This window comes from Streptomyces sp. NPDC014801 (genome assembly GCF_043082085.1).
Classification (GTDB): domain Bacteria; phylum Actinomycetota; class Actinomycetes; order Streptomycetales; family Streptomycetaceae; genus Streptomyces.
In genome coordinates this window covers 73437-90992 of record NZ_JBIBXG010000010.1, presented here as the reverse complement: position 1 = coordinate 90992, position 17556 = coordinate 73437, and the positions used below count along the sequence as shown (strand labels likewise).

Annotated in this window: 20 protein-coding genes; 2 read left to right on the top strand and 18 right to left on the bottom strand. The window is 72.2% G+C overall.

Annotated features, from left to right (window positions below; all coding sequences use genetic code 11):
• Positions 1-108: 108 nt before the first annotated feature.
• The 5 genes from ACF1AL_RS24275 to ACF1AL_RS24255 form a co-directional block, all read right to left on the bottom strand.
• Entirely contained in the window at positions 109-801 is a 693-nt protein-coding gene (locus tag ACF1AL_RS24275; RefSeq protein ID WP_366840075.1) for a transglycosylase SLT domain-containing protein, read from the bottom strand.
• A 410-nt stretch (positions 802-1211) separates the two neighbouring features.
• Positions 1212-2537, bottom strand: a complete 1326-nt coding sequence (locus tag ACF1AL_RS24270) for a PhoH family protein (RefSeq protein ID WP_384208856.1) — start codon at positions 2535-2537, stop codon at positions 1212-1214.
• A gap of 363 nt (positions 2538-2900) precedes the next feature.
• Positions 2901-3674, bottom strand: coding sequence for an isoprenyl transferase (locus ACF1AL_RS24265; protein WP_366840073.1), 774 nt, complete (start codon positions 3672-3674; stop codon positions 2901-2903).
• 129 nt (positions 3675-3803) lie between these two features.
• Entirely contained in the window at positions 3804-4457 is a 654-nt protein-coding gene (locus ACF1AL_RS24260) for a hypothetical protein (RefSeq protein ID WP_391827356.1), read from the bottom strand.
• 443 nt (positions 4458-4900) lie between these two features.
• Positions 4901-5692 (bottom strand): methyltransferase domain-containing protein, encoded by a 792-nt coding sequence (locus tag ACF1AL_RS24255; RefSeq protein ID WP_391827354.1) that lies wholly within the window; start codon positions 5690-5692, stop codon positions 4901-4903.
• Positions 5693-5781: 89 nt separating this feature from the next.
• Between ACF1AL_RS24255 and ACF1AL_RS24250 the strand changes: the two genes are divergently transcribed.
• Positions 5782-6291 (top strand): DinB family protein, encoded by a 510-nt coding sequence (locus tag ACF1AL_RS24250; protein ID WP_386419559.1) that lies wholly within the window; start codon positions 5782-5784, stop codon positions 6289-6291.
• 61 nt (positions 6292-6352) lie between these two features.
• On the opposite strand, the gene ACF1AL_RS24245 is transcribed toward ACF1AL_RS24250, so the two are convergent.
• Entirely contained in the window at positions 6353-7228 is an 876-nt protein-coding gene (locus ACF1AL_RS24245) for an LLM class flavin-dependent oxidoreductase (protein ID WP_391705320.1), read from the bottom strand.
• A gap of 117 nt (positions 7229-7345) precedes the next feature.
• On the opposite strand from ACF1AL_RS24245, the gene ACF1AL_RS24240 reads away from it, so the two are divergent.
• Positions 7346-7714: a DUF192 domain-containing protein gene (locus tag ACF1AL_RS24240; protein ID WP_391827352.1), complete on the top strand. Its 369-nt coding sequence runs from the start codon at positions 7346-7348 to the stop codon at positions 7712-7714.
• Here ACF1AL_RS24240 and ACF1AL_RS24235 read toward each other — a convergent pair.
• From ACF1AL_RS24235 to ACF1AL_RS24180, 12 genes are all read right to left on the bottom strand, one after another.
• A complete protein-coding gene (locus ACF1AL_RS24235; RefSeq protein WP_384208837.1) occupies positions 7689-8297 on the bottom strand; it encodes an OmpA family protein in 609 nt (202 codons plus the stop codon). The genes ACF1AL_RS24240 and ACF1AL_RS24235 overlap by 26 nt on opposite strands.
• A 10-nt stretch (positions 8298-8307) precedes the next feature.
• Entirely contained in the window at positions 8308-8871 is a 564-nt protein-coding gene (locus tag ACF1AL_RS24230) for a hypothetical protein (protein WP_391827350.1), read from the bottom strand.
• A 34-nt stretch (positions 8872-8905) separates the two neighbouring features.
• On the bottom strand, positions 8906-9493 hold the full coding sequence (locus ACF1AL_RS24225) for a pilus assembly protein TadG-related protein (protein ID WP_391827348.1): 588 nt from the start codon (positions 9491-9493) through the stop codon (positions 8906-8908).
• Positions 9493-9666, bottom strand: coding sequence for a Flp family type IVb pilin (locus ACF1AL_RS24220; RefSeq protein ID WP_386584374.1), 174 nt, complete (start codon positions 9664-9666; stop codon positions 9493-9495). The genes ACF1AL_RS24225 and ACF1AL_RS24220 overlap by 1 nt, the downstream gene beginning before the upstream one ends.
• A gap of 87 nt (positions 9667-9753) precedes the next feature.
• A complete protein-coding gene (locus ACF1AL_RS24215; protein ID WP_391827346.1) occupies positions 9754-10485 on the bottom strand; it encodes a response regulator in 732 nt (243 codons plus the stop codon).
• Entirely contained in the window at positions 10482-11921 is a 1440-nt protein-coding gene (locus ACF1AL_RS24210; RefSeq protein ID WP_391827344.1) for a histidine kinase, read from the bottom strand. The genes ACF1AL_RS24215 and ACF1AL_RS24210 overlap by 4 nt, the downstream gene beginning before the upstream one ends.
• Positions 11922-11938: 17 nt before the next feature.
• Positions 11939-12826, bottom strand: coding sequence for a DUF5936 domain-containing protein (locus ACF1AL_RS24205; protein WP_366840061.1), 888 nt, complete (start codon positions 12824-12826; stop codon positions 11939-11941).
• Between the two features lie 15 nt (positions 12827-12841).
• Entirely contained in the window at positions 12842-13786 is a 945-nt protein-coding gene (locus ACF1AL_RS24200; protein WP_391827342.1) for a type II secretion system F family protein, read from the bottom strand.
• A 6-nt stretch (positions 13787-13792) separates the two neighbouring features.
• Positions 13793-15130: a CpaF family protein gene (locus tag ACF1AL_RS24195; RefSeq protein WP_366840059.1), complete on the bottom strand. Its 1338-nt coding sequence runs from the start codon at positions 15128-15130 to the stop codon at positions 13793-13795.
• A 1-nt stretch (position 15131) separates the two neighbouring features.
• On the bottom strand, positions 15132-15467 hold the full coding sequence (locus ACF1AL_RS24190; protein ID WP_391662367.1) for a TadE/TadG family type IV pilus assembly protein: 336 nt from the start codon (positions 15465-15467) through the stop codon (positions 15132-15134).
• 470 nt (positions 15468-15937) lie between these two features.
• Positions 15938-16267, bottom strand: a complete 330-nt coding sequence (locus ACF1AL_RS24185) for a pilus assembly protein (protein WP_366840085.1) — start codon at positions 16265-16267, stop codon at positions 15938-15940.
• A gap of 47 nt (positions 16268-16314) precedes the next feature.
• Positions 16315-17553, bottom strand: coding sequence for a CpaE family protein (locus tag ACF1AL_RS24180; protein WP_384208813.1), 1239 nt, complete (start codon positions 17551-17553; stop codon positions 16315-16317).
• Positions 17554-17556 lie beyond the last annotated feature (3 nt).

Here is a 17556-nt window from a genome sequence, read left to right as displayed (position 1 = left end):
GGGCAGCGCCCCCGTAAGGGGCGCGGGGAACTGCGCGACCGGCCGGCGACGGCCCGCAGCCGGGGAACGACCGCGACGAAGCGAGTCGGCCGTCCTCCCGCGGAGGCCCTAGTACCAGTGGTTGGCCTGCCAGAACGACCAGGCGTCGCACGGGCTGCCGTACCGGCTGTTCATGTAGTTGAGGCCCCACTTGATCTGCGTGGCCGGGTTCGTCTGCCAGTCGGCGCCGACGGACGACATCTTGGAGCCGGGCAGGGCCTGGAAGAGGCCGTAGGCACCGGAGGAGGCGTTGACGGCCCGGTAGTTCCAGCTGGACTCGTGGTCCACGATGTTGCTGAAGCACTGGAACTGGCCGGATCCGACCATCTGACGCGCCATCGCCTGGATCTGCGCGACGGTGTACGAGCCCTGAATGGGGAAGCTGGAGGCGTCGCGGGCGCTGCGGCTGGCGGCCTTCTCGGCCTCCTCGCGCTCCTTGGCTTCCTTCGCCGCCTTCTCGGCGGCCTCCTTCTTCGCGATCGCGGTCTCGGCGGCCGCCTTGCGGGCCGCTTCCTCGGCGGTCTTCTTGGCGCTCGCGTCGGCGGCGATGGCCTGCGCGTCGGCCTGCTGCGCCAGGGACGCGGTCTGCACCTGCGCCTGCTGTCCCGCGGGGATGTCCGCGAGGAGCGTGACGTCGGCTGCCGTCGCCTCGGCGTCGTTCGGCTGCGCGGTGCTGCCCGAGGCAACGCCGACGACGCTTCCGACAGCGGTGACCGCGGTGGCGGAGGCCACTGCGAATCCCCGGACCGAAATCCGGCTCACACGGTTTCCTTCCAGCATCGCCCGCTTCGGTGACCCTGGCGGACGCAATCGTGCCCCTGGCACTGGCCTCCCCAACTGCGGGGTCACGGGAGGCGCGGGCCCGGTGGGCAACTCCCGGCACGGGAGCGCCGCGTGGTGCTCGGGCGGCATACGACGGCTGCTATGGAGTTGAACTGTGGTGCCGTACCGCTGGGGGTACAGATGTGTCGTATGCGGGGCCTGACAGGAGTGAGACTCTGCCGTAACCCGACGCCGCACCGCAATTCCGAGTTGCGTGTGAAAGCTCACATCCCGTTTGCCCCTGGGGATTTCATCGAACGCGCACACGCGGCGGCGCCGCCCCGCTAGGCTCTCGGCCTTTGCGGAACGGCGCCGACGGTGGGTCAGAACCCCGGAAACTCCCGTCCTTCTCAGATACTGCTCTCTTCGAGCATTTCGGTCACAAGCGCAGCGATCTGGGACCTCTCGGACCGGTTCAGCGTCACATGGGCGAAGAGCGGGTGCCCCTTCAGCTTCTCCACGACGGCCACCACACCGTCGTAGCGCCCGACCCGCAGATTGTCCCGCTGTGCCACGTCATGGGTGAGAACCACCCGGGAATTGGCCCCGATCCGGGACAACACGGTCAGCAGGACGTTCCGTTCCAGCGACTGCGCCTCGTCGACGATGACGAAGGCGTCGTGCAGCGAACGGCCGCGGATGTGGGTGAGCGGCAGGACCTCCAGCATGCCGCGCGCGGTGACCTCCTCGATGACCTCGCGCGAGGTGACCGCCGAGAGGGTGTCGAAGACGGCCTGGGCCCACGGGCTCATCTTCTCCGCCTCGGTGCCGGGCAGATAGCCCAGCTCCTGGCCGCCGACCGCGTACAGCGGGCGGAAGACCATCACCTTCTGGTGCTGGCGGCGCTCCAGGACCGCCTCCAGGCCGGCACACAGCGCGAGCGCCGACTTGCCGGTGCCGGCCCGGCCGCCCATCGACACGATCCCGACGTCCGGATCGAGCAGCAGGTCCAGCGCGATGCGCTGCTCGGCGCTGCGGCCCTTGATGCCGAACGCCTCCCGGTCGCCGCGCACCAGCCGGACGTTGCCCTCCGGGGTGACGCGGCCGAGGGCCTTGCCCCGCTCGGAGTGGATGGTCAGCCCCGTGTGCACGGGCAGTTCGGCCGCCTGCGGGACGTACAGATGGCCTTCCTCGAAGAGGATGTCCACCTGCTCCGCCGGCAGGGTGAGTTCGCTCATCCCCGTCCAGCCGGAGTTCTCCGTGATGGCCAGCTCGGCGCGGTACTCCTCGGCGAGCAGGCCCACCGAGGACGCCTTGATCCTCAGCGGGAGGTCCTTCGAGACGACGGTGACGTCGAGCCCCTCGGCCTGCAGGTTGCGTGCGACCGCGAGGATGCGCGAGTCGTTGTCCCCCAGCCGGTAGCCGGTGGGCAGCACGCTGGGGTCCGAGTGGTTGAGCTCGACCCGCACGGTCCCGCCGAGCTCCCCGGTCGGGATGGGGGCATCGAGACGGCCGTACCGCACCCGGTAGTCGTCGAGCAGGCGCAGCGCCTGCCGGGCGAAGTAGCCGAGTTCGGGATGGTGCCGCTTGGCCTCCAGCTCCGTCACCACGACGATGGGGAGCACGACCTCGTGCTCGTCGAAGCGGGTCAGGGCGTTCGGGTCGGCCAGCAGGACGCTGGTGTCGAGAACGTAGGTGCGCCGGTCTGGCTTGGGGCGCTTTGTGCTGGTCACCACGGAAGGACGTACCCCCTCGGATGAGGTCGGGGAGCGACGAGGTGGAAGCCGGTCCGGGAGGGTGGACACATCACGGCCGGCGGCCGGCCCCCGTGTACGGCGGGCCGAAAACCGGCCCTCCGCGGCTGCTTCCGTGCCGTCACCGCACGGTGGGGCTGGTGCAAAGGGCCTCCCGGGCGGACGGCCCCGTGCCGTCCGCTGAGATCCGACGCCCGTGGTTCGGGTGTCGACCTGCTTGCCTTATGCCCTCGAAAATGCGCCGCCATGCCACAGGGCAGGGCGGCGCGGCGGTGAACTCCGTGTTACTTCCGCGCGAGACGTACACGGGGCGGCCCAGGGGGGCCGTGAGGGGGTGTCGCCGCGTCAGCCGCCGTAACGGCGGTGACGGGCCGCGTAGTCGCGCAGCGCGCGCAGGAAGTCGACCTTGCGGAAGGCCGGCCAGAAGACCTCGCAGAAGTAGTACTCGGAGTGCGCGGTCTGCCACAGCATGAAACCGGACAGCCGCTGCTCGCCGCTGGTGCGGATGACGAGGTCGGGGTCGGGCTGGTCGCTGGTGTACAGGTGGCGGCCGATCATGTCGACGTCGACCTGCTCGGCGAGGTCGTCCATCGCCACGCCCCGCTCGTGGGCGTCGAACAGCATGGAGCGCACGGCGTCGGCGATCTCCTGGCGGCCGCCGTAGCCGATGGCGACGTTGACCAGTATCCCGTCGACGTGCGCGGTGGCCTCCTCGGCCTCCTTCAGCGTGCGCTGCATGCCGGCCGGCAGGATGTCCGGGGTGCCCACGTGGTGCACGCGCCAGCGGCCGTCGGCGGCGAGGGTGCGCACGACGCCCTCGATGATGCCGAGCAGCGGACGGAGCTCGTCCTCCGGGCGGGTGAGGTTGTCCGTGGACAGCAGCCACAGGGTGACGACCTCGACGTCGGTCTCGCTGCACCAGCCGAGGAACTCCTCGATCTTGTCCGCCCCGGCCTGGTGGCCCTGCGCGGTGGTGGAGCCCGCGGCCTTCGCCCAGCGCCGGTTGCCGTCCATGATGACGCCGATGTGCTTGGGCACCTGAGCGTGGTCCAGGTGGCCTTCCACCCGCCGCGCGTACAGCCCGACGAGAAGGCCGCGCAGCTTGTCGCGCAGGTTCACGTGATTGTCAGCCCCTCCGGTGCGGAACGGACAGGCGCGCCGGGCTCCGGCCGGGCGCGGCACCTGTCCGTATGGCGGTCCCCGGTGGCGAAGCCTACCCCCGCCGGCCGGGTGGACCGTGTTCGGGTGTCAGGCGTACGGCGGCCGCGGGGGCGCCGGGACCCCGCGGGGGCGGCGGAACCACCGGCCCGCGCTGCCGTTGCCGAGCAGGGAGACGACGGCGATGGCGCCGGCGAGCGGGAGGATGCCGCCGGGGGTGCGATTGGCCGTGGCGCCAAGGGCGATGACGATCTGTACGGAGGCCAGCACGACGGACGTCACGCGGACCGCGTTGCCGGCGCTGCCGTACAGGAACGCGAGGACGAACAGCGGGATCGTCATGAGATACGCCCCGAAGAACTCACCGGCGGGCCTTGCGCCGACCGTGGCGGCGACGACGAAGGTGAGCAGCACGGCGAGCCCCGTCATCACGAAGATCACCACCTGCGCGGCACGGACGGCGGTGGGCATCGCGTACGGCGGCGTCGCACCGTAGGGCGCGTAGGGCGGGTGCGGCTGGGGGTAGGGCGCGGCCGGCGGGGCGGGGTGGGCGTAGGCGCCGGGGTGGGTGGGGTGGCCGTAGGCGCCGGGCTGGGCGTACGCACCGGGCTCGGCGGGGTGGCCGTACGCGCTCGGCTCGGCGGGGTGGCCGTAGGCCTCGCTCTGGCCGGGGGCGCCGCTCGGCGTGCCGGAGGGGGTGGGCGGGCCGTAGGGGCCGGGCGGTATCGGGTGACCGTTCGACATGGGCGGACTGTAGCGACAGCCGGACGGCGGGGGAAAAGAAAACGGGCCGGTCCGTGGGGGGGAGACGGACCGGCCCGAGGGGGGGTTTCCACCATAACCCTTCGTAAGGGCAGGTGTGTGCATCGGCGTGCCACAACTACGCTCCGAAATCGCCCGGCGACGCGGTGCTGACGGAAGAAGCCGTGGTCGGCGGCGTGATGGGCGCAGGGAAAGGTGCGGGGAACCTGTCGGCGGCCGTCCCCCCGATGGGCTACCCGCCACCGACGCTCCTTGACGGCGGCGGTACCGCGCAGCCCCCTCCACTGCGCGGTACCGCCCGCGCAGCTTTGCTCACGCGAATCACCTTGGTCTGAACCTATGCGAGGCAGCCGGGTGAACGCGAGCAGACAGCGATAACAATGTGGAAACCGTGTGGCTGTGGAAACGGTGTGACTGCCGTGACCTCAGTGACGGGGCTTGCGCGCGTCGACGAGATGCCGGCTGCTGTGCGCGACGAACGGCCCCTCCGCCTCGATGCGCTCGTGCAAGGCGCGCAGCCGCGGTTCGTACGCCTCCACGGTGAAACCGGGGACCATCCAGACCACCTTGCGCAGGAAGTGCACCACGGCCCCGATGTCGTGGAACTCCATCCGCAGCCGCTCCGACCTGAGGTCCACGATCTCCAGCCCGGCGGCCTCGGCGTCGGCACGCTCCCGGTCCGGGTGACGGGCGCGTCGCGTCTGCTCCGACTGCGGTCCCAGGAAGAACTCGACGAGCTCGAAGACGCTGCTCGGGCCCACGTGCTGGGCGAAGTAGGTGCCGCCGGGCTCCAGCACGCGCGCGATCTCCGCCCACTGCGGCCGCACCGGATGCCGGCTCACCACCAGGTCGAACGCCGCGTCGGCGAACGGCAGCGGCGCGTCCTCGGGCGAGGCGACGACGGCGACCCCGCGCGGGTGCAGCAACGCGGTGGCCTTGGCGACGTTCGGGGCCCAGCCCTCGGTGGCGACGACGAGGGCGGGTGGGGCGGCCGCGCGGCCGAGGGCGAAGTCGAGCACCTCCCCTCCCCCGGTCTGCACGTCCAGGGCGGCGGCGGCCGACCCGAGCCGTCCGGCCATCGCCGTGGCGTACCCCCACGACGGCCGCTGCTCGGTGGCCCGCCCCTCGAACCAGGAGAAGTCCCACCCCTCGGTGGGGGCGGAGGCGCCCTCGGCGACGAGTTCCTCGAAGCTGCGGTGGCCGGGCTGTGCGGGCATGGCGACGATCATCGCAGGGCGTTGTCAGTGGCGCCTGTTAGTTTCGGCGGCGTGGTGCAGGACCACATCGAAGCGGCAGGGGGATCGGCATGAGCGACGGCGACGGGCAGCAGTACCGGGCGGACGAGAAGGACACGCTGCGGGCGAGCCTGGACCGGCACCGGGACGCGGTGCTGTGGAAGCTGCAGGGCCTGGACGAGGAGCGGCTGCGCCGCCCCATGACCCCCTCCGGCACGAACCTGCTCGGGCTGGTGAAGCACCTGGCCTCGGTGGAGTACGGCTGGTTCGTGGAGACGTTCGGCCGTGAGCGGGAGCCGCTCTGGTTCGACCCGTACACGGACGAGGACATGCACGCGTCCGAGGACGAGACGGCGGAGAGCATCGCCGCGTTCTACGGGCGCGCCCGCGCCGCCGCCGACCGCACGCTCACCGAGCTCCCGCTGGACGCGGTGGGCCGCCCGTCGTGGCACCCGGACCGCGAGGTGTCGCTGCGCTGGGTGCTGGTCCACATGGTCGAGGAGACGGCCCGGCACGCGGGCCACATGGACATCATGCGCGAGCTGCTGGACGGGGCGACGGGCGACCACCCGAGAGGATGAGGCCGCCGGCAGGTGCCTCCGGGCCCTGACGGGCCCAGCTGTCCCGGCGCGCTGACGGACCCTACGCGAGGAGCGGCCGCACCTCCCGCGCGGCGAACCGCACGAACCCCTCCGGATCGGGCTCGTCCCCGGTCGGCTGCAGTACGACGGTGTCGGCGCCGGCCGCGTGGAACTCCCGCACGGCCTTGGCGACGGTCTCGGCGTCCCCGGCGACACCGACGCCGGGGACGTCGGTGAGGCCCTCGGCGGCGAGTTCGGCGCGCAGCCGGGCCTCTGCGTCGGGCCCGGTGACGGTGAGCAGGTAGACGACGACCCGGTGCGGATCGCCGAGCCGTCCGGCCGCCTCCCGCCCCTCGTCGACGATCCCCCGCGCCCGCCGCACGCCGTCGGCGGAGTTGACGATGGTCAGCAGCGTGCCGTCGGCGGCCTCACCGGACAGCCGCAGGGAGCGGGGCCCGGTGACACCGGCGAGCACCGGCATCGGCGAGGCCGGCGGCCAGTCGAGTGCGACGTCGTCGAGCCGCACGTACCGGCCCTCGGTGCTGAGCCGCTCACCCCGCAGCAGGGCGCGCAGGGCGAGCAGGTACTCGCGCAGCAGCGTCATCGGCGACTCGGCGCGCGCCCCGACCTGCCCCATCCAGTCCTGCACCCCGTGCCCGACGGTGAGGATCGCGCGGCCGGGGAACATCCGCTCCAGCGTGGCCGCCTCCATGGCCGTGACGGCGACGTTGCGCAGCGGCACGGGCAGCAGCCCGATCCCGACCCGCACCCGCTCGGTCCACGCCAGCGCGGCGGCGGCCGTGGACACGCCGCCCTCCAGGAAGCAGTCCTCCCACAACCACAACTCCTCCAGCCCCGCCGCATCGGCGACCTGAGCCACGGCACGCAACCGCTCCGGAGGAAGCTGAGGCCTGAAAACAACACCGAGTCCACTCATGCCAGCTTCCTATCCCGCCCACCCCACACCCACAACTGCTTTACGGGCGGCCTGGTGCCTCACTTCGGCGTGCCGCTCGGTTGACCCTCGGTGCGTCCACGGTGGGAGGGTGGGGGCATGGGGAGATGGCGTGATGGGCGAGGGGTGCTGGTCGTCGGGGAGGGGGAGGGAGCGGTGACCGTGCCGTTGGAGATCGCCGCCTCCTACCGGGCGCGGACGCGCGGGCTGTTGGGGCGGGACTCGCTGGACGGAGCCATGCTGCTGTCCCCCGCCAGCAGCGTGCACACCTTCCGGATGCGCATGCCGATCGACGTCGCCTACCTCGACCGGCACCTGCGGGTCCTCGCCGTACGCACCATGCCCCCGGGCCAGCTCGGCCGGCCCCGGCTGCGGGCCCGGCACGTGCTGGAGGCCGAGGCCGGAGCCATGGCCCGGTGGGGGCTGCGCGCGGGGGTGCGGGTCAGCTTTCCGAGCGCGGGAAACTGACCTCGACCCGGCGGTTCTTGCGGCGGCCCTCCTCCGTGGCGTTCGAGGCGATCGGGTACTCCTCGCCGTATCCGCGGACCTCGAAGGTGACGTTCGGGTCGTTCAGGTCGTCGTCCAGCGCGTCCTGCACGGCGTTGGCCCGCTGCCGCGACAGCACGTCGCCGTGGGCGGCCGAGCCGAGGTTGTCCGTGAAGCCGAAGACACGGATGCGGGTCGCGTTCTGCTTCTTGATCTCCTGCGCGATCGCGGCGATCCGCGCCCTCGCGTCCGGGCTCAGCTTCGCGCTGTCCTTGCCGAACAGCACCTCGGCCTGCAGCGCGAACTTCACGTCCGCGTTGGTGTCCTCACGGCGCTCGTCGCCCGACTGGTCCTCCACGACGGACTTGATGTCCAGCACCTTCGGCGCGGCCAGCGTCGCGCCCTCGGGGAGCTTGAGATCGGGGTCGCCCGGGTCGACCTTCACCGGCGCGCTCGCGGTGGCCTCGGTACCGGGCGGCACGCTGGGGCCGTCGTCGGCGTAGGCGGCCGTGGGGGTGAGGAGCAGGACGGCGGCGGTGAGGGTGAGGGCTCGGGTGAGGGTCATGGGGCGGGCCTCATCCGGAGATCTGGATCGCGGCGCTGGCGAACATCGGAAGCTGGAAGGTCACTTCCGTGGTGCCGTCCGGCGGAGCGGGGAACTGAATGAAGAAGGAGAGCGACTCACCCGGCTTGAGCGAGGAGAAGCCGGTGGTGGTCAGGGGTCGTCCGTCCGTGTCACGCAGCACGTAGTAGCGCTTCTTCTCCTTGCTGTCCACGAGGGTTGCACCCCCCAGGGACATGCCGTGCCGCACGATCTCCGTCTCGTCACCTCGCACACCGGCGGGGACGGTCACCCGCTGTGCTCCATCGTTCTTCAGATTGCCGTTGACTGTGACGAAGCCCCCCGGATCGCGCTGGGCAGAGGTGACTTGGAGCAGCAGCCCGTTCGGCCCCTTCATCTCGGCCATCGGGGCGTCCGACTGGCCCTCCTGGGCGGTTGGCTTGGAGTCACCCCCCTTGGAGGCAGACGCCGACGTCTTCGGCTTGGTGTCGTCATCGCCTCCCCCACCACACGCAGCCACGCCGACAGCCAGACCGACCGCCACAGCCAGTGCGGTCATCCCCCTGCGCAAGCTCATCGCTCTGCTTCCTTATCGACTCGTCGTTCGCTGCTCAGTCGGCCAGGTGGACGTCGAAGAGATCCCGTGGCTCCGGGAGGTCCACCGGATCCTTGGGGTCGATGTCCCAGTCGCGGTCCTTGCACGTGAGCCGTGGCAGGACGTCTTTGCCTGCCGCGGCGGTGTCGAACGTGCAGAGCGGTTCGATCACCGCCTTGGCGGACGCCGTCGCGTACTGGTTCTCCGTGCCCGGGACGATGGAGTCGCCGACCGGCTTGTCGGACTTCACCTTCACTTCGTAGCCCAGGGGTCCGGTCGGCGCGCACTGCTCGACGTGGGCGTCGTTCGCGGCGGCGAGTTGGTCCGCCTTCGGGCACGACGCGTCGACCGGCACCACTCCGTCGAAGACGTCCTGCCACTTGGCCGGATCCAGCACGTCCTTCACCCACTGGCCGGCCAGTTGGTCGCGTGTGTCCTGGGCCGCGGCGAGCGCCGCCGCGTCGGCCGCGGTCTGGGCGCCGTTCCTGTTGGCCCCCGCCTGTCCGACCGCGAAGTAAGCGAACGCAAGCAGGAGCAGGCCCCCTATCACCGTGAGGTAGACAGGAAAGGCCTGCCCTGCGTCGCCGTACTCACGGCGGGGCATCAGCCGCCGATGACCTCGTTGATCTTGTCCGTGATGGCGGTGTAGATGGTGTTGCCGATGTCCGTGCCCGTGATCGCCAACACGATGGCGACCACGACCGCGATGATGCCCAGATACTCCACCGCTGTCTGCCCCTTGTCGTCGTGGGCGATGCGGGTGATCCAGTTGCTCATGGTGCTCCCCTCTGTCGGCGCGGGAACGGTAAGGCGCCGCGCTGTGGTTCTGCGAGGGTCCGTGGGCCCAAATGCGGGCCCAGGCGTTCATCGCCGCTCCCGGGGGGCCGTGCCCAGCCACTTGGCCGTCGCCTCCGCGCGGCTGGTGCTGTGCAGCTTGGCGAAGATGCGGTTGATGTGGTTCTTGACCGTCTTCTCGCTGATGAAGCAGGCCGCGGCGATCTGCTGGTTCGTCAGGCCGGTGGCGATGAGGTCCATGATCTCCGCTTCCCTCGCGCTGAGGTGAGCACCCAACGGGGTCGACTGTCCCACATTGCGTTGCAGTTGTGAAGCAGCACGAGGAGAAGGCCCTTCATTTTGCGTCATGTTGGGCTCGCTGTCGTGTGCAGTCGCACTTTCGCCGGTGCCCCTCAGGTGGCCCAGCAATGCCTCCGTCGCCGTCGGAGACACATGCGGGCGGCCCCGGCTCGCGTCCCTCACCGCGGCCAGGAGTTGGTCCACCGTGAACTCGCCGTGGACCAGGTAGCCGGCCGCCCCCCTGCGCAGCGCCTCCAGCGTGGTCTCGGGTTCGCCGCTGTAGGTGAGCATGAGGACCGGTGCGAGCGGGGTCAGGTGGGGCAGGGCCGCCAGGCCGTCGACGCCGGGCATGTGGACGTCCAGGAGGACGACGTCGGGGCGGTCCCGTTCGGCCGCCTCCTGGGCTGCGCGGCCGTCGGAGGCCTCCGCGACGACCGTGATGTCGTCGTGGCCGGACAGCAGTGCCGCGAGGCCGGCGCGGACCACCGGATTGTCGTCCGCGATCAGGACGCGGAGGGTCATCGGGCAGCCTCCCGGGGCCGGTCCACGGGGAGTTCGACGCTGATCAGCGTGCCGCGCGCCCGGTCGCCGTGGCCGATGTGGAAGCGCGCGCCGATGGACGTGGCGCGTTCGGCCATGCCCAGAAGGCCGAAGTGGCCGCCGGTGCGGAGGTGCTCCAGGGCCGTGCCGGGGGGCAGGCCGCGGCCGTCGTCCTGGATCGTCATGCGCAGGTGGTCGTCGTGCAGGGCCGCCCGGACCTCGATCCGGGTGGGGTCCGCGTGGCGGTGGGCGTTCTCCAGGGCTTCTTCGGCGATCTTCAGGAGCTGGTGAGTGGCTGCGGGGTCGAGGGGGACGGCCGCGGGAGGGGCGCTGTAGTCGGCGGGGATGCCGGTGCGGGTGGTGAAGTCCTGCGTCCTGGACGCCAGTTCTCCGAGGAAGTCCAGGTCACCCGCTTGTTCCCGGCGCAGGTCCGTCAGGAGGGCGCGGGCCTCCGTCGCGGCGCGGCGGGCGGCTCGGGCGATCAGTTCCGCCTGGCGTCCGACGACCGCCGGGTCCGTGCGCGGGCGGCTGGCCGAGACCGCGAGGCCGTCCGCCGCGAGCGCCACGCCGTGCAGGGTCTTGGCCACCGAGTCGTGCATCTCCCGGGCCAGGTGGGCGCGTTCCGCGTCGGCCGCCTCGCGTGCCGCCAGCCGGGACCGGGCCTCCGCGAGGGCCTGCGTCGCGGCGCCGAAACGGAGCAGGAGGTTGCGCAGGGTGGAGCCGAGGGCGCCCGTCACCACGCACAGGCCCGGCAGGAGCAGCGCCTCGGCCGGATTGGCGTGCAGGTCGCGGGCCGTCGCGTGGACCAGGAGCAGGATCAGGGACTGGAGGCTGGCGAAGCAGGCCGCTCCCCGCCAGCTGTAGACGATCCCGGCGAGCAGGGGGGTGCACACGCTGACGTACGCGAGCGTGGTGTCGGGGCCGGCGGAGATCAGCAGGAGCGAGCCGAAGAGGGTGTCCACGGCGAGGAGGGTGGGGTGGCGCAGCAGGAGGGGGCCGAAGCGCTCCCAGTCGCGGAAGAGGGCGTAGGACGCCATGAAGGTGACCACGACGGCCGCGCCGACCAGGCGGGTGCCCCAGCCGGGGGCGGCGTTGAGGAGGGCGGCGGGGGCGGCGAGAGCGATCATGGCCAGGCGGAAGCCGAAGACCTGGCGGCACAGGGCCTGCAGGGCGTTGCGTTCCGGGGCGGGGGCGGGGACGGGGGTGGGCTCCGGTGCGGGTGCGGGTTTCGTCGTGGGTGCGGGTTTCGTCGTGGGTGCGCGGCCTTCGGCCGCGTCCGGGTTCCCACCGGCACCACTCGTGCGGCTTTCGTCGTCGGGTGCGGGTGGCCCCGGTGGGGCCTTCTCGCCGTCGGCGGCTTCACCGCCGTTCACCACGGCTCTCCCGCCGCGCACACCCGTCCGCTCCGTCAGTGCCATCCGTTCACCCCTCCCCTCTACTCCCCCGTGATCGAGCCGAAGTCCGTGCCCGAGCCCAGCAGCAGGCCCGCTCCGAGCAGCAGCATCGTCGCCGGGACCATGAACGTCGTGATCATGAGCGTGGCGCGGGGCACCGCGCGGGCCGCCTTGCGGCGGGCGTTCTGGGCGTCCGTGCGGCGCATGTCCTTCGCGAGGGAGACCAGCGTGTCGACGATCGGCGCGCCGAGTTCCTCGCCCTGCTGCAGGGCCGTGACGAACATGGCGACCTGCTCGGAGTCGTTGCGGCGCCGCAGCTCCGCGAAGGCCTCGCGGCGGCTCATGCCGAGGTCCATCTGGCGCAGGGTGATGCGGATCTCGTCGGCCCAGGGACCCTCGTAGCGGGAGGCGACGCGGTCCAGGGCCTGGCGGAAGCCGAGGCCGGCGCTGACGACGACGGCGAGGACGTCGAGGAAGTCGGGCAGCGTGCGCTCGATGACGTCCTTGCGGACGCGGATCGCCGCCCAGATGCCGACCTCGGTCCAGAAGGCGCCGAAGGCGAGCAGGAGGAGGGCGATCAGGTACTGGCCGCGCAGCAGGAAGACCAGGAAGCCGGTGGCGCCCAGCGCGCCGTAGACCGCTCTGCGGGCGGCGTAGCGGTCGAGGGTGAGGCCGCCGGGGTTGCCGGCGAGGTCGATCTTGCGGCGGTAGCGGGCGACCAGCCGGGGGCCCATCAGGCGCAGGACGGCGGGGGCGTACCGCATGCCCATGCGGTCGATGAGGGAGTCGACCGCGCCGGTGCGGGTCGAGCCGACCTCGAGGGCGAGGGCGAGGTCGCCGGGGAGTTTCGCCTCCGAGCGGTACATGCGGATGCCGGTGAAGACACCCGCCACGCTCAGCGCCGTCAGCAGGGCCAGTGCGAGTGCCATGCCGTCGCCTCCTTCTCAGACGTCGATCCGGGACATACGGCGGATGAGGACGAAGCCGATCGCGTACAGCGCGAACGCGATGATCACGCAGGCCTGCCCGACCGGTGAGCCGGTCATGCGGTCCAGGGCGCCGTCCTTGACGCCGTTCATCAGGAAGAGGGAGCCGATGCCCATCACCGGGACGGCGTACGACGTCATGTTGACCTGGGAGAGCTGGGTGCGGATCTCGCGCCGGGTCTCCTTGCGTTCCTCCAGCGTCTCGGTGAGGTTGCGCAGCGCGCCGACCACTTGGCCGCCCGCCCGGTTGGACAGGACGAGGGTGGTGACGAGCACGACGAGTTCGCGGGAGGGCAGGCGGGCCGCGAGTTCCTCCAGGGCGTCGTCCAGGGACACGCCCACCGCCAACTGGTCGGCGACCTTGCCCAGTTCCTCACCGGCGGGCGCCTCCAGTTCCTCGGCCGCCATGCCGATCGCGGTGCGCAGGGCGAGGCCGGCCTGGGTGGCGTTGGCCAGGATGCGGGCGAGCTCGGGGAGCTGGTTGATGAACCGCTCGATGCGTTTCTGGCGTTGCCAGGTGAGGAACTGCAGGGCCGCCCACACGCCGAGCAGCCCGGCGATCGGCCCGAAGAAGGGCGCGAGCGTCGCCTGGCCGAGCAGCCACAGCCCGGCGACGGTCGCCAGCATCGCCGCGAAGAACTCGCCCGGGGTCACGTCCAGGCCGGTGGCCGCCAGACGCAGTTCCAGCCTGCGGCCGAGCCTCGTGCGGCGCAGGCGGCGGTCCAGGCCGCGGAAGTGGCGGGTGCGGCCGCCGGCGGGGGCGGGCCCGGTGAGGGTCAGGCGGTCGACGAGCGCGGCGCGCTGGGCCCGGCCGCGGGCGTAGAGGTGGACGCCAGTGACGGCGAGGACGCAGGTCAGCAGGGTGACGCCGGTGGTGAGGGTGATCAACGTGTGCAGGGTCATGGCGTCCTACCTCGCCTCTCGGGTGGCCAGTTGGTCGTCGCTGTGCGCGACGCCGTACGCCTGCGGGATGGGCTGGCCGGCCATGTAGAGGCGGTCGGCGGTGCGGCGGGGCAGCGGGAAGTACTGGAAGGTGCCGTACACGCGGCCGTCCCCGGTCATCGGCTGCGCCTGGAAGCGGGCGACCGTGGCCAGGCGGTACGGCTCGCCGCCGTGGCTGTCGAGCAGGGCGATCTCGGTGATGCGGCGGGCGCCGTCGGGGAAGCGGGTGAGCTGGACGATGACGTCGACGGCGCTGTTGATCTGGTCGTGCAGGGCGACGAAGGGGATCTCCACGTCGGACATGGAGGCGAGGGTCTGCAGCCGGGTGAGGGCGTCCTCGGCGCTGTTGGCGTGCACGGTGGCCAGGGAGCCGTCGTGGCCGGTGGACATCGCCTGGAGCATGTCGAGGGACTCGCCGCCGCGGACCTCGCCGACGACGATGCGGTCGGGCCGCATGCGCAGCGAGTTGCGGACCAGGTCGCGGATGGTGATGCGGCCCTTGCCCTCGACGTTGGGCGGGCGGGACTCCAGCCGGATGACGTGGGACTGCTGGAGCTGGAGTTCGGCGGAGTCCTCGATGGTGATGATGCGTTCGTGCTCCGGGATCAGCCCGGACAGCGCGTTGAGGAGGGTGGTCTTCCCGGTGCCGGTGGCGCCGGAGACGATGATGTTGAAGCGGGCCTGCACCAGGCCGGCCAGCAGGAACACCATGTGGTCGTCGAGGGAGCCGAAGCCGACCAGCTCGTGCAGGGTGAAGGAGCGCGGGAAGCGGCGGATGGTGAGCGTGGGGCCGGTCAGGGCGAGCGGCGGGATGATGACGTTGACGCGTTCGCCGGAGGGGAGGCGGGCGTCGACCATCGGGTTGGACTCGTCGACGCGGCGGTTGACGGTCGAGACGATCCGTTCGATGGTCTGCATCAGCTGCTCGGCGCTGGCGAAGCGCAGCGGGAGCTGTTCGACGCGGCCGGCCCGTTCGACGAAGATCGCGTCGGGGCCGTTGACCATGATCTCGGTGATGGAGGCGTCTTCGAGGAGGGGTTCGAGGATGCCGAGGCCGAGGGCTTCGTCGACCACGCGGCGGATCAGCTGGGAGCGTTCGACCGTGGACAGCACGGGACCCTCACGGCTGATGATGTGGCCGAGGACGCGCTCCAGGCGGGCCCGGCGTTCGGCGGCGGCCAGTGCGCCCATCTCCGCGAGGTCGATCTCCTCCAGCAGCTTGGCGCGGTAGGAGGCGACCAGGTGGCCGTCCTCTCCGCGGCTGCGGTGCTCCTCGGGGGAGCCGATGCGTGCCCGCAGGCTCATCTCAGGTGCTCCTCGGTCGGTGGTCGAGCGGCATGGTCGCGGTGCGGGTGGCCTCGCCGAAGTCCCAGCCGGGGACCAGGGAGGGGATGTGCACGGTGGCGGTGACCTGGACCTGCTCGCCCAGGTCGGCGCTGCTGCACGTCGTGCCGCCGGCGAGGCCGCCGCTGACGGCGCCGACGCAGGCGGCCTGGTAGTCGTCGTCCAGGGAGGCGCTGCGCGCTCCGGCCCGCGCGGCGGTGCCGGCCTGCTGGGCGGTGTAGGCGACCAGGCCGAGCTGGATCCCCGCGAGCGCGACGAGGAGGAGCACCGGCAGGAAGCCGAGGTATTCGAGGGCCACCTGGCCGCGGTCGCGGCCGAGGCGGCGGCCGGTCCGGGGGCCGCTTCGGGACTGGGGCCCCCGGACACCCGGGGCCCGCGAGGGCCGATGACGCCGGTCGGCCGGCGGGAAGCGGTGGACGGCGGGCGTGAGCCGGCCGGCGACGGCCTCGGCGAGGGCGGCCAGGGCCCGTCGGGGCCAATGACCCCGTACACCCGGGGCCCGTCGGGGCCAATGACCCCGTACACCCGGGGCCCGTCGGGGCCAATGACCCCGTACACCCGGGGCACTTCGGGTCCAATGACCGTGGATGCCGGGGCCACTTCGGAACCGGGGGCCCCGGACACCCGGGACCCGCGAAGGCCGGGGGCCCCGGACACCCGGGGCCCGCCGGGGCCGGTGGTCCCGGAACCCCGGGGTCTGCCGGGCGCCGTGGTCCCGGGCACCGCCCGCCACCGCGTTCCCGGCGCCGCCGTCTGCGTCGTACCGCATCAGTCCCTCGCCTCCTCCACCGCGCCCGCCGAGCCGTGGACCGTGAACGGGAAGCCGATCGCGCCGGGGAAGAGGACGGGGACCTTGAGGGCGACCTTGGCCGTCACATAGCCGCCGGCGGTCGTGCAGGTGACGGTCGCGTCGCCCTGCCAGGCACCGGACAGCCGGGCGGTGCCCGCCTGTCGGCAGGCCGCGCCGCGGGCGCCCGGGTCGGCGGCGGTTCCCGCCCGCACCGCCTCGTCGGCGGCGTTCCCGGCGAGGCTGAAGGTGTAGCCGACGAGGACGCACTGCCACAGCACCACCAGCGTGACGAGGATCAACGGGGTCATGCCGAGGAACTCGACGGTGACCTGGCCCCCGTCCGTCGTGCGCCGCCTCACCCGCCCTCCCTCCTGCGCCGCAGCACGAGGGTGCCGCGTCCGCTCGCCCGGTGGCCGCCCTCGGAGGTGCGCGCCAGGCCGAGCTCGCCGGCGAGGGTCCACAGGGCCTGTTTGACGGCCGACTTGTGGTCCAGCTCGTGCAGCCGGCCCGCGTCGACGACGGCCTGGAGTTCCTTGAAGTGCGCGGGGATCGCGGTGTTCGCGAGGGCGGTGCCGGTGATCCTCTGGATGAGGGAGGGCTGGATCTCCGTACCGCGCGTGTGCCGGTTGACGACGACGGTGGTCTCCTCGGCCTTGCGGATCTGCAGCCGGTCCCACAGGCGGACGGCCCGTTTGGCGCCGCGTACGGCGACCACGTCCGGGGTGGTGACGAGCAGGGCGGTGTCGGCCATCTCCACGGCGGTCGCGCCGGCGCCGGAGAGCTGGGCGCCGCAGTCGACGACGACCACGTCGTAGCGGGAGCGCAGGGCGCTGACGAGGTGGCGGGCGGCGCGGTCGGTGACGTCCTCGGCGCGTTCGCCCTCGGCGGGGGCGAGCAGCAGGGCGAGTCCGGTGTCGTGGGTGAAGACGGCGTCGGCGAGGACGCGCGGGGTGATGTCGGTGATGGCGGCGAGGTCGACGACCGAGCGGCGGAACTGCACGTCGAGGTAGGAGGCGATGTCGCCGGTCTGCAGGTCGAGGTCGACGAGGGCGGTGGCGCGCCCGGCGGCCTGCGCGGCGAGGGCGAGGTGGACCGCGGTGACGGTGGTGCCGACGCCGCCCTTGGCGCCGCTGACGGTGACGACGGTGCCGCCGGAGCCGGTGAACACGTCGCCGCCGTGCCCGAGGTGGCGCCGTACGCCGGTGGACCACTGGGCGACGGCCTGGACGCGGTGGGCGAGTTCCTCGTACGACAGCGGGAGGGCGAGCAGGCCGCGGGCGCCGGCGTCCATGGCGGCGGAGAAGAGGACGGGGCTCGCGTCGGTGGTGACGAGGATGACGCCGACCGACGGGAAGCGCAGGGCGACCTCGCGGATCAGCTCCAGCGCGGGCACGGGCCCGATGCGTTCGTGGACGACGACGACTTCGGGCAGTTCGTCGACGGACTCGGCGGCGAGGCGGGCGAGGGTGTCCACGAGCTGGGTGGAGTCGACGACCGGGGCGGCGGGTTCGGCGTCGGGCAGCTGGCTGAGCAGGGTCGTCAGGGACCGGACGGCGTCGGCGTCGCCGACCGCGGCAAGGATCCTCGTGGGCATGCG

Bases quoted from the DNA above. Each gene is read 5' to 3' on its own strand.
- ACF1AL_RS24260 (WP_391827356.1), bottom strand. From the start codon at position 4,457: ATGTCGAACGGTCACCCGATACCGCCCGGCCCCTACGGCCCGCCCACC.
- ACF1AL_RS24255 (WP_391827354.1), bottom strand. From the start codon at position 5,692: ATGCCCGCACAGCCCGGCCACCGCAGCTTCGAGGAACTCGTCGCCGAG.
- ACF1AL_RS24250 (WP_386419559.1), top strand. From the start codon at position 5,782: ATGAGCGACGGCGACGGGCAGCAGTACCGGGCGGACGAGAAGGACACG.
- ACF1AL_RS24245 (WP_391705320.1), bottom strand. From the start codon at position 7,228: ATGAGTGGACTCGGTGTTGTTTTCAGGCCTCAGCTTCCTCCGGAGCGG.
- ACF1AL_RS24240 (WP_391827352.1), top strand. From the start codon at position 7,346: ATGGGGAGATGGCGTGATGGGCGAGGGGTGCTGGTCGTCGGGGAGGGG.
- ACF1AL_RS24235 (WP_384208837.1), bottom strand. From the start codon at position 8,297: ATGACCCTCACCCGAGCCCTCACCCTCACCGCCGCCGTCCTGCTCCTC.
- ACF1AL_RS24230 (WP_391827350.1), bottom strand. From the start codon at position 8,871: ATGAGCTTGCGCAGGGGGATGACCGCACTGGCTGTGGCGGTCGGTCTG.
- ACF1AL_RS24225 (WP_391827348.1), bottom strand. From the start codon at position 9,493: ATGCCCCGCCGTGAGTACGGCGACGCAGGGCAGGCCTTTCCTGTCTAC.
- ACF1AL_RS24220 (WP_386584374.1), bottom strand. From the start codon at position 9,666: ATGAGCAACTGGATCACCCGCATCGCCCACGACGACAAGGGGCAGACA.
- ACF1AL_RS24215 (WP_391827346.1), bottom strand. From the start codon at position 10,485: ATGACCCTCCGCGTCCTGATCGCGGACGACAATCCGGTGGTCCGCGCC.
- ACF1AL_RS24210 (WP_391827344.1), bottom strand. From the start codon at position 11,921: ATGGCACTGACGGAGCGGACGGGTGTGCGCGGCGGGAGAGCCGTGGTG.
- ACF1AL_RS24205 (WP_366840061.1), bottom strand. From the start codon at position 12,826: ATGGCACTCGCACTGGCCCTGCTGACGGCGCTGAGCGTGGCGGGTGTC.
- ACF1AL_RS24200 (WP_391827342.1), bottom strand. From the start codon at position 13,786: ATGACCCTGCACACGTTGATCACCCTCACCACCGGCGTCACCCTGCTG.
- ACF1AL_RS24195 (WP_366840059.1), bottom strand. From the start codon at position 15,130: ATGAGCCTGCGGGCACGCATCGGCTCCCCCGAGGAGCACCGCAGCCGC.
- ACF1AL_RS24185 (WP_366840085.1), bottom strand. From the start codon at position 16,267: ATGACCCCGTTGATCCTCGTCACGCTGGTGGTGCTGTGGCAGTGCGTC.
- ACF1AL_RS24180 (WP_384208813.1), bottom strand. From the start codon at position 17,553: ATGCCCACGAGGATCCTTGCCGCGGTCGGCGACGCCGACGCCGTCCGG.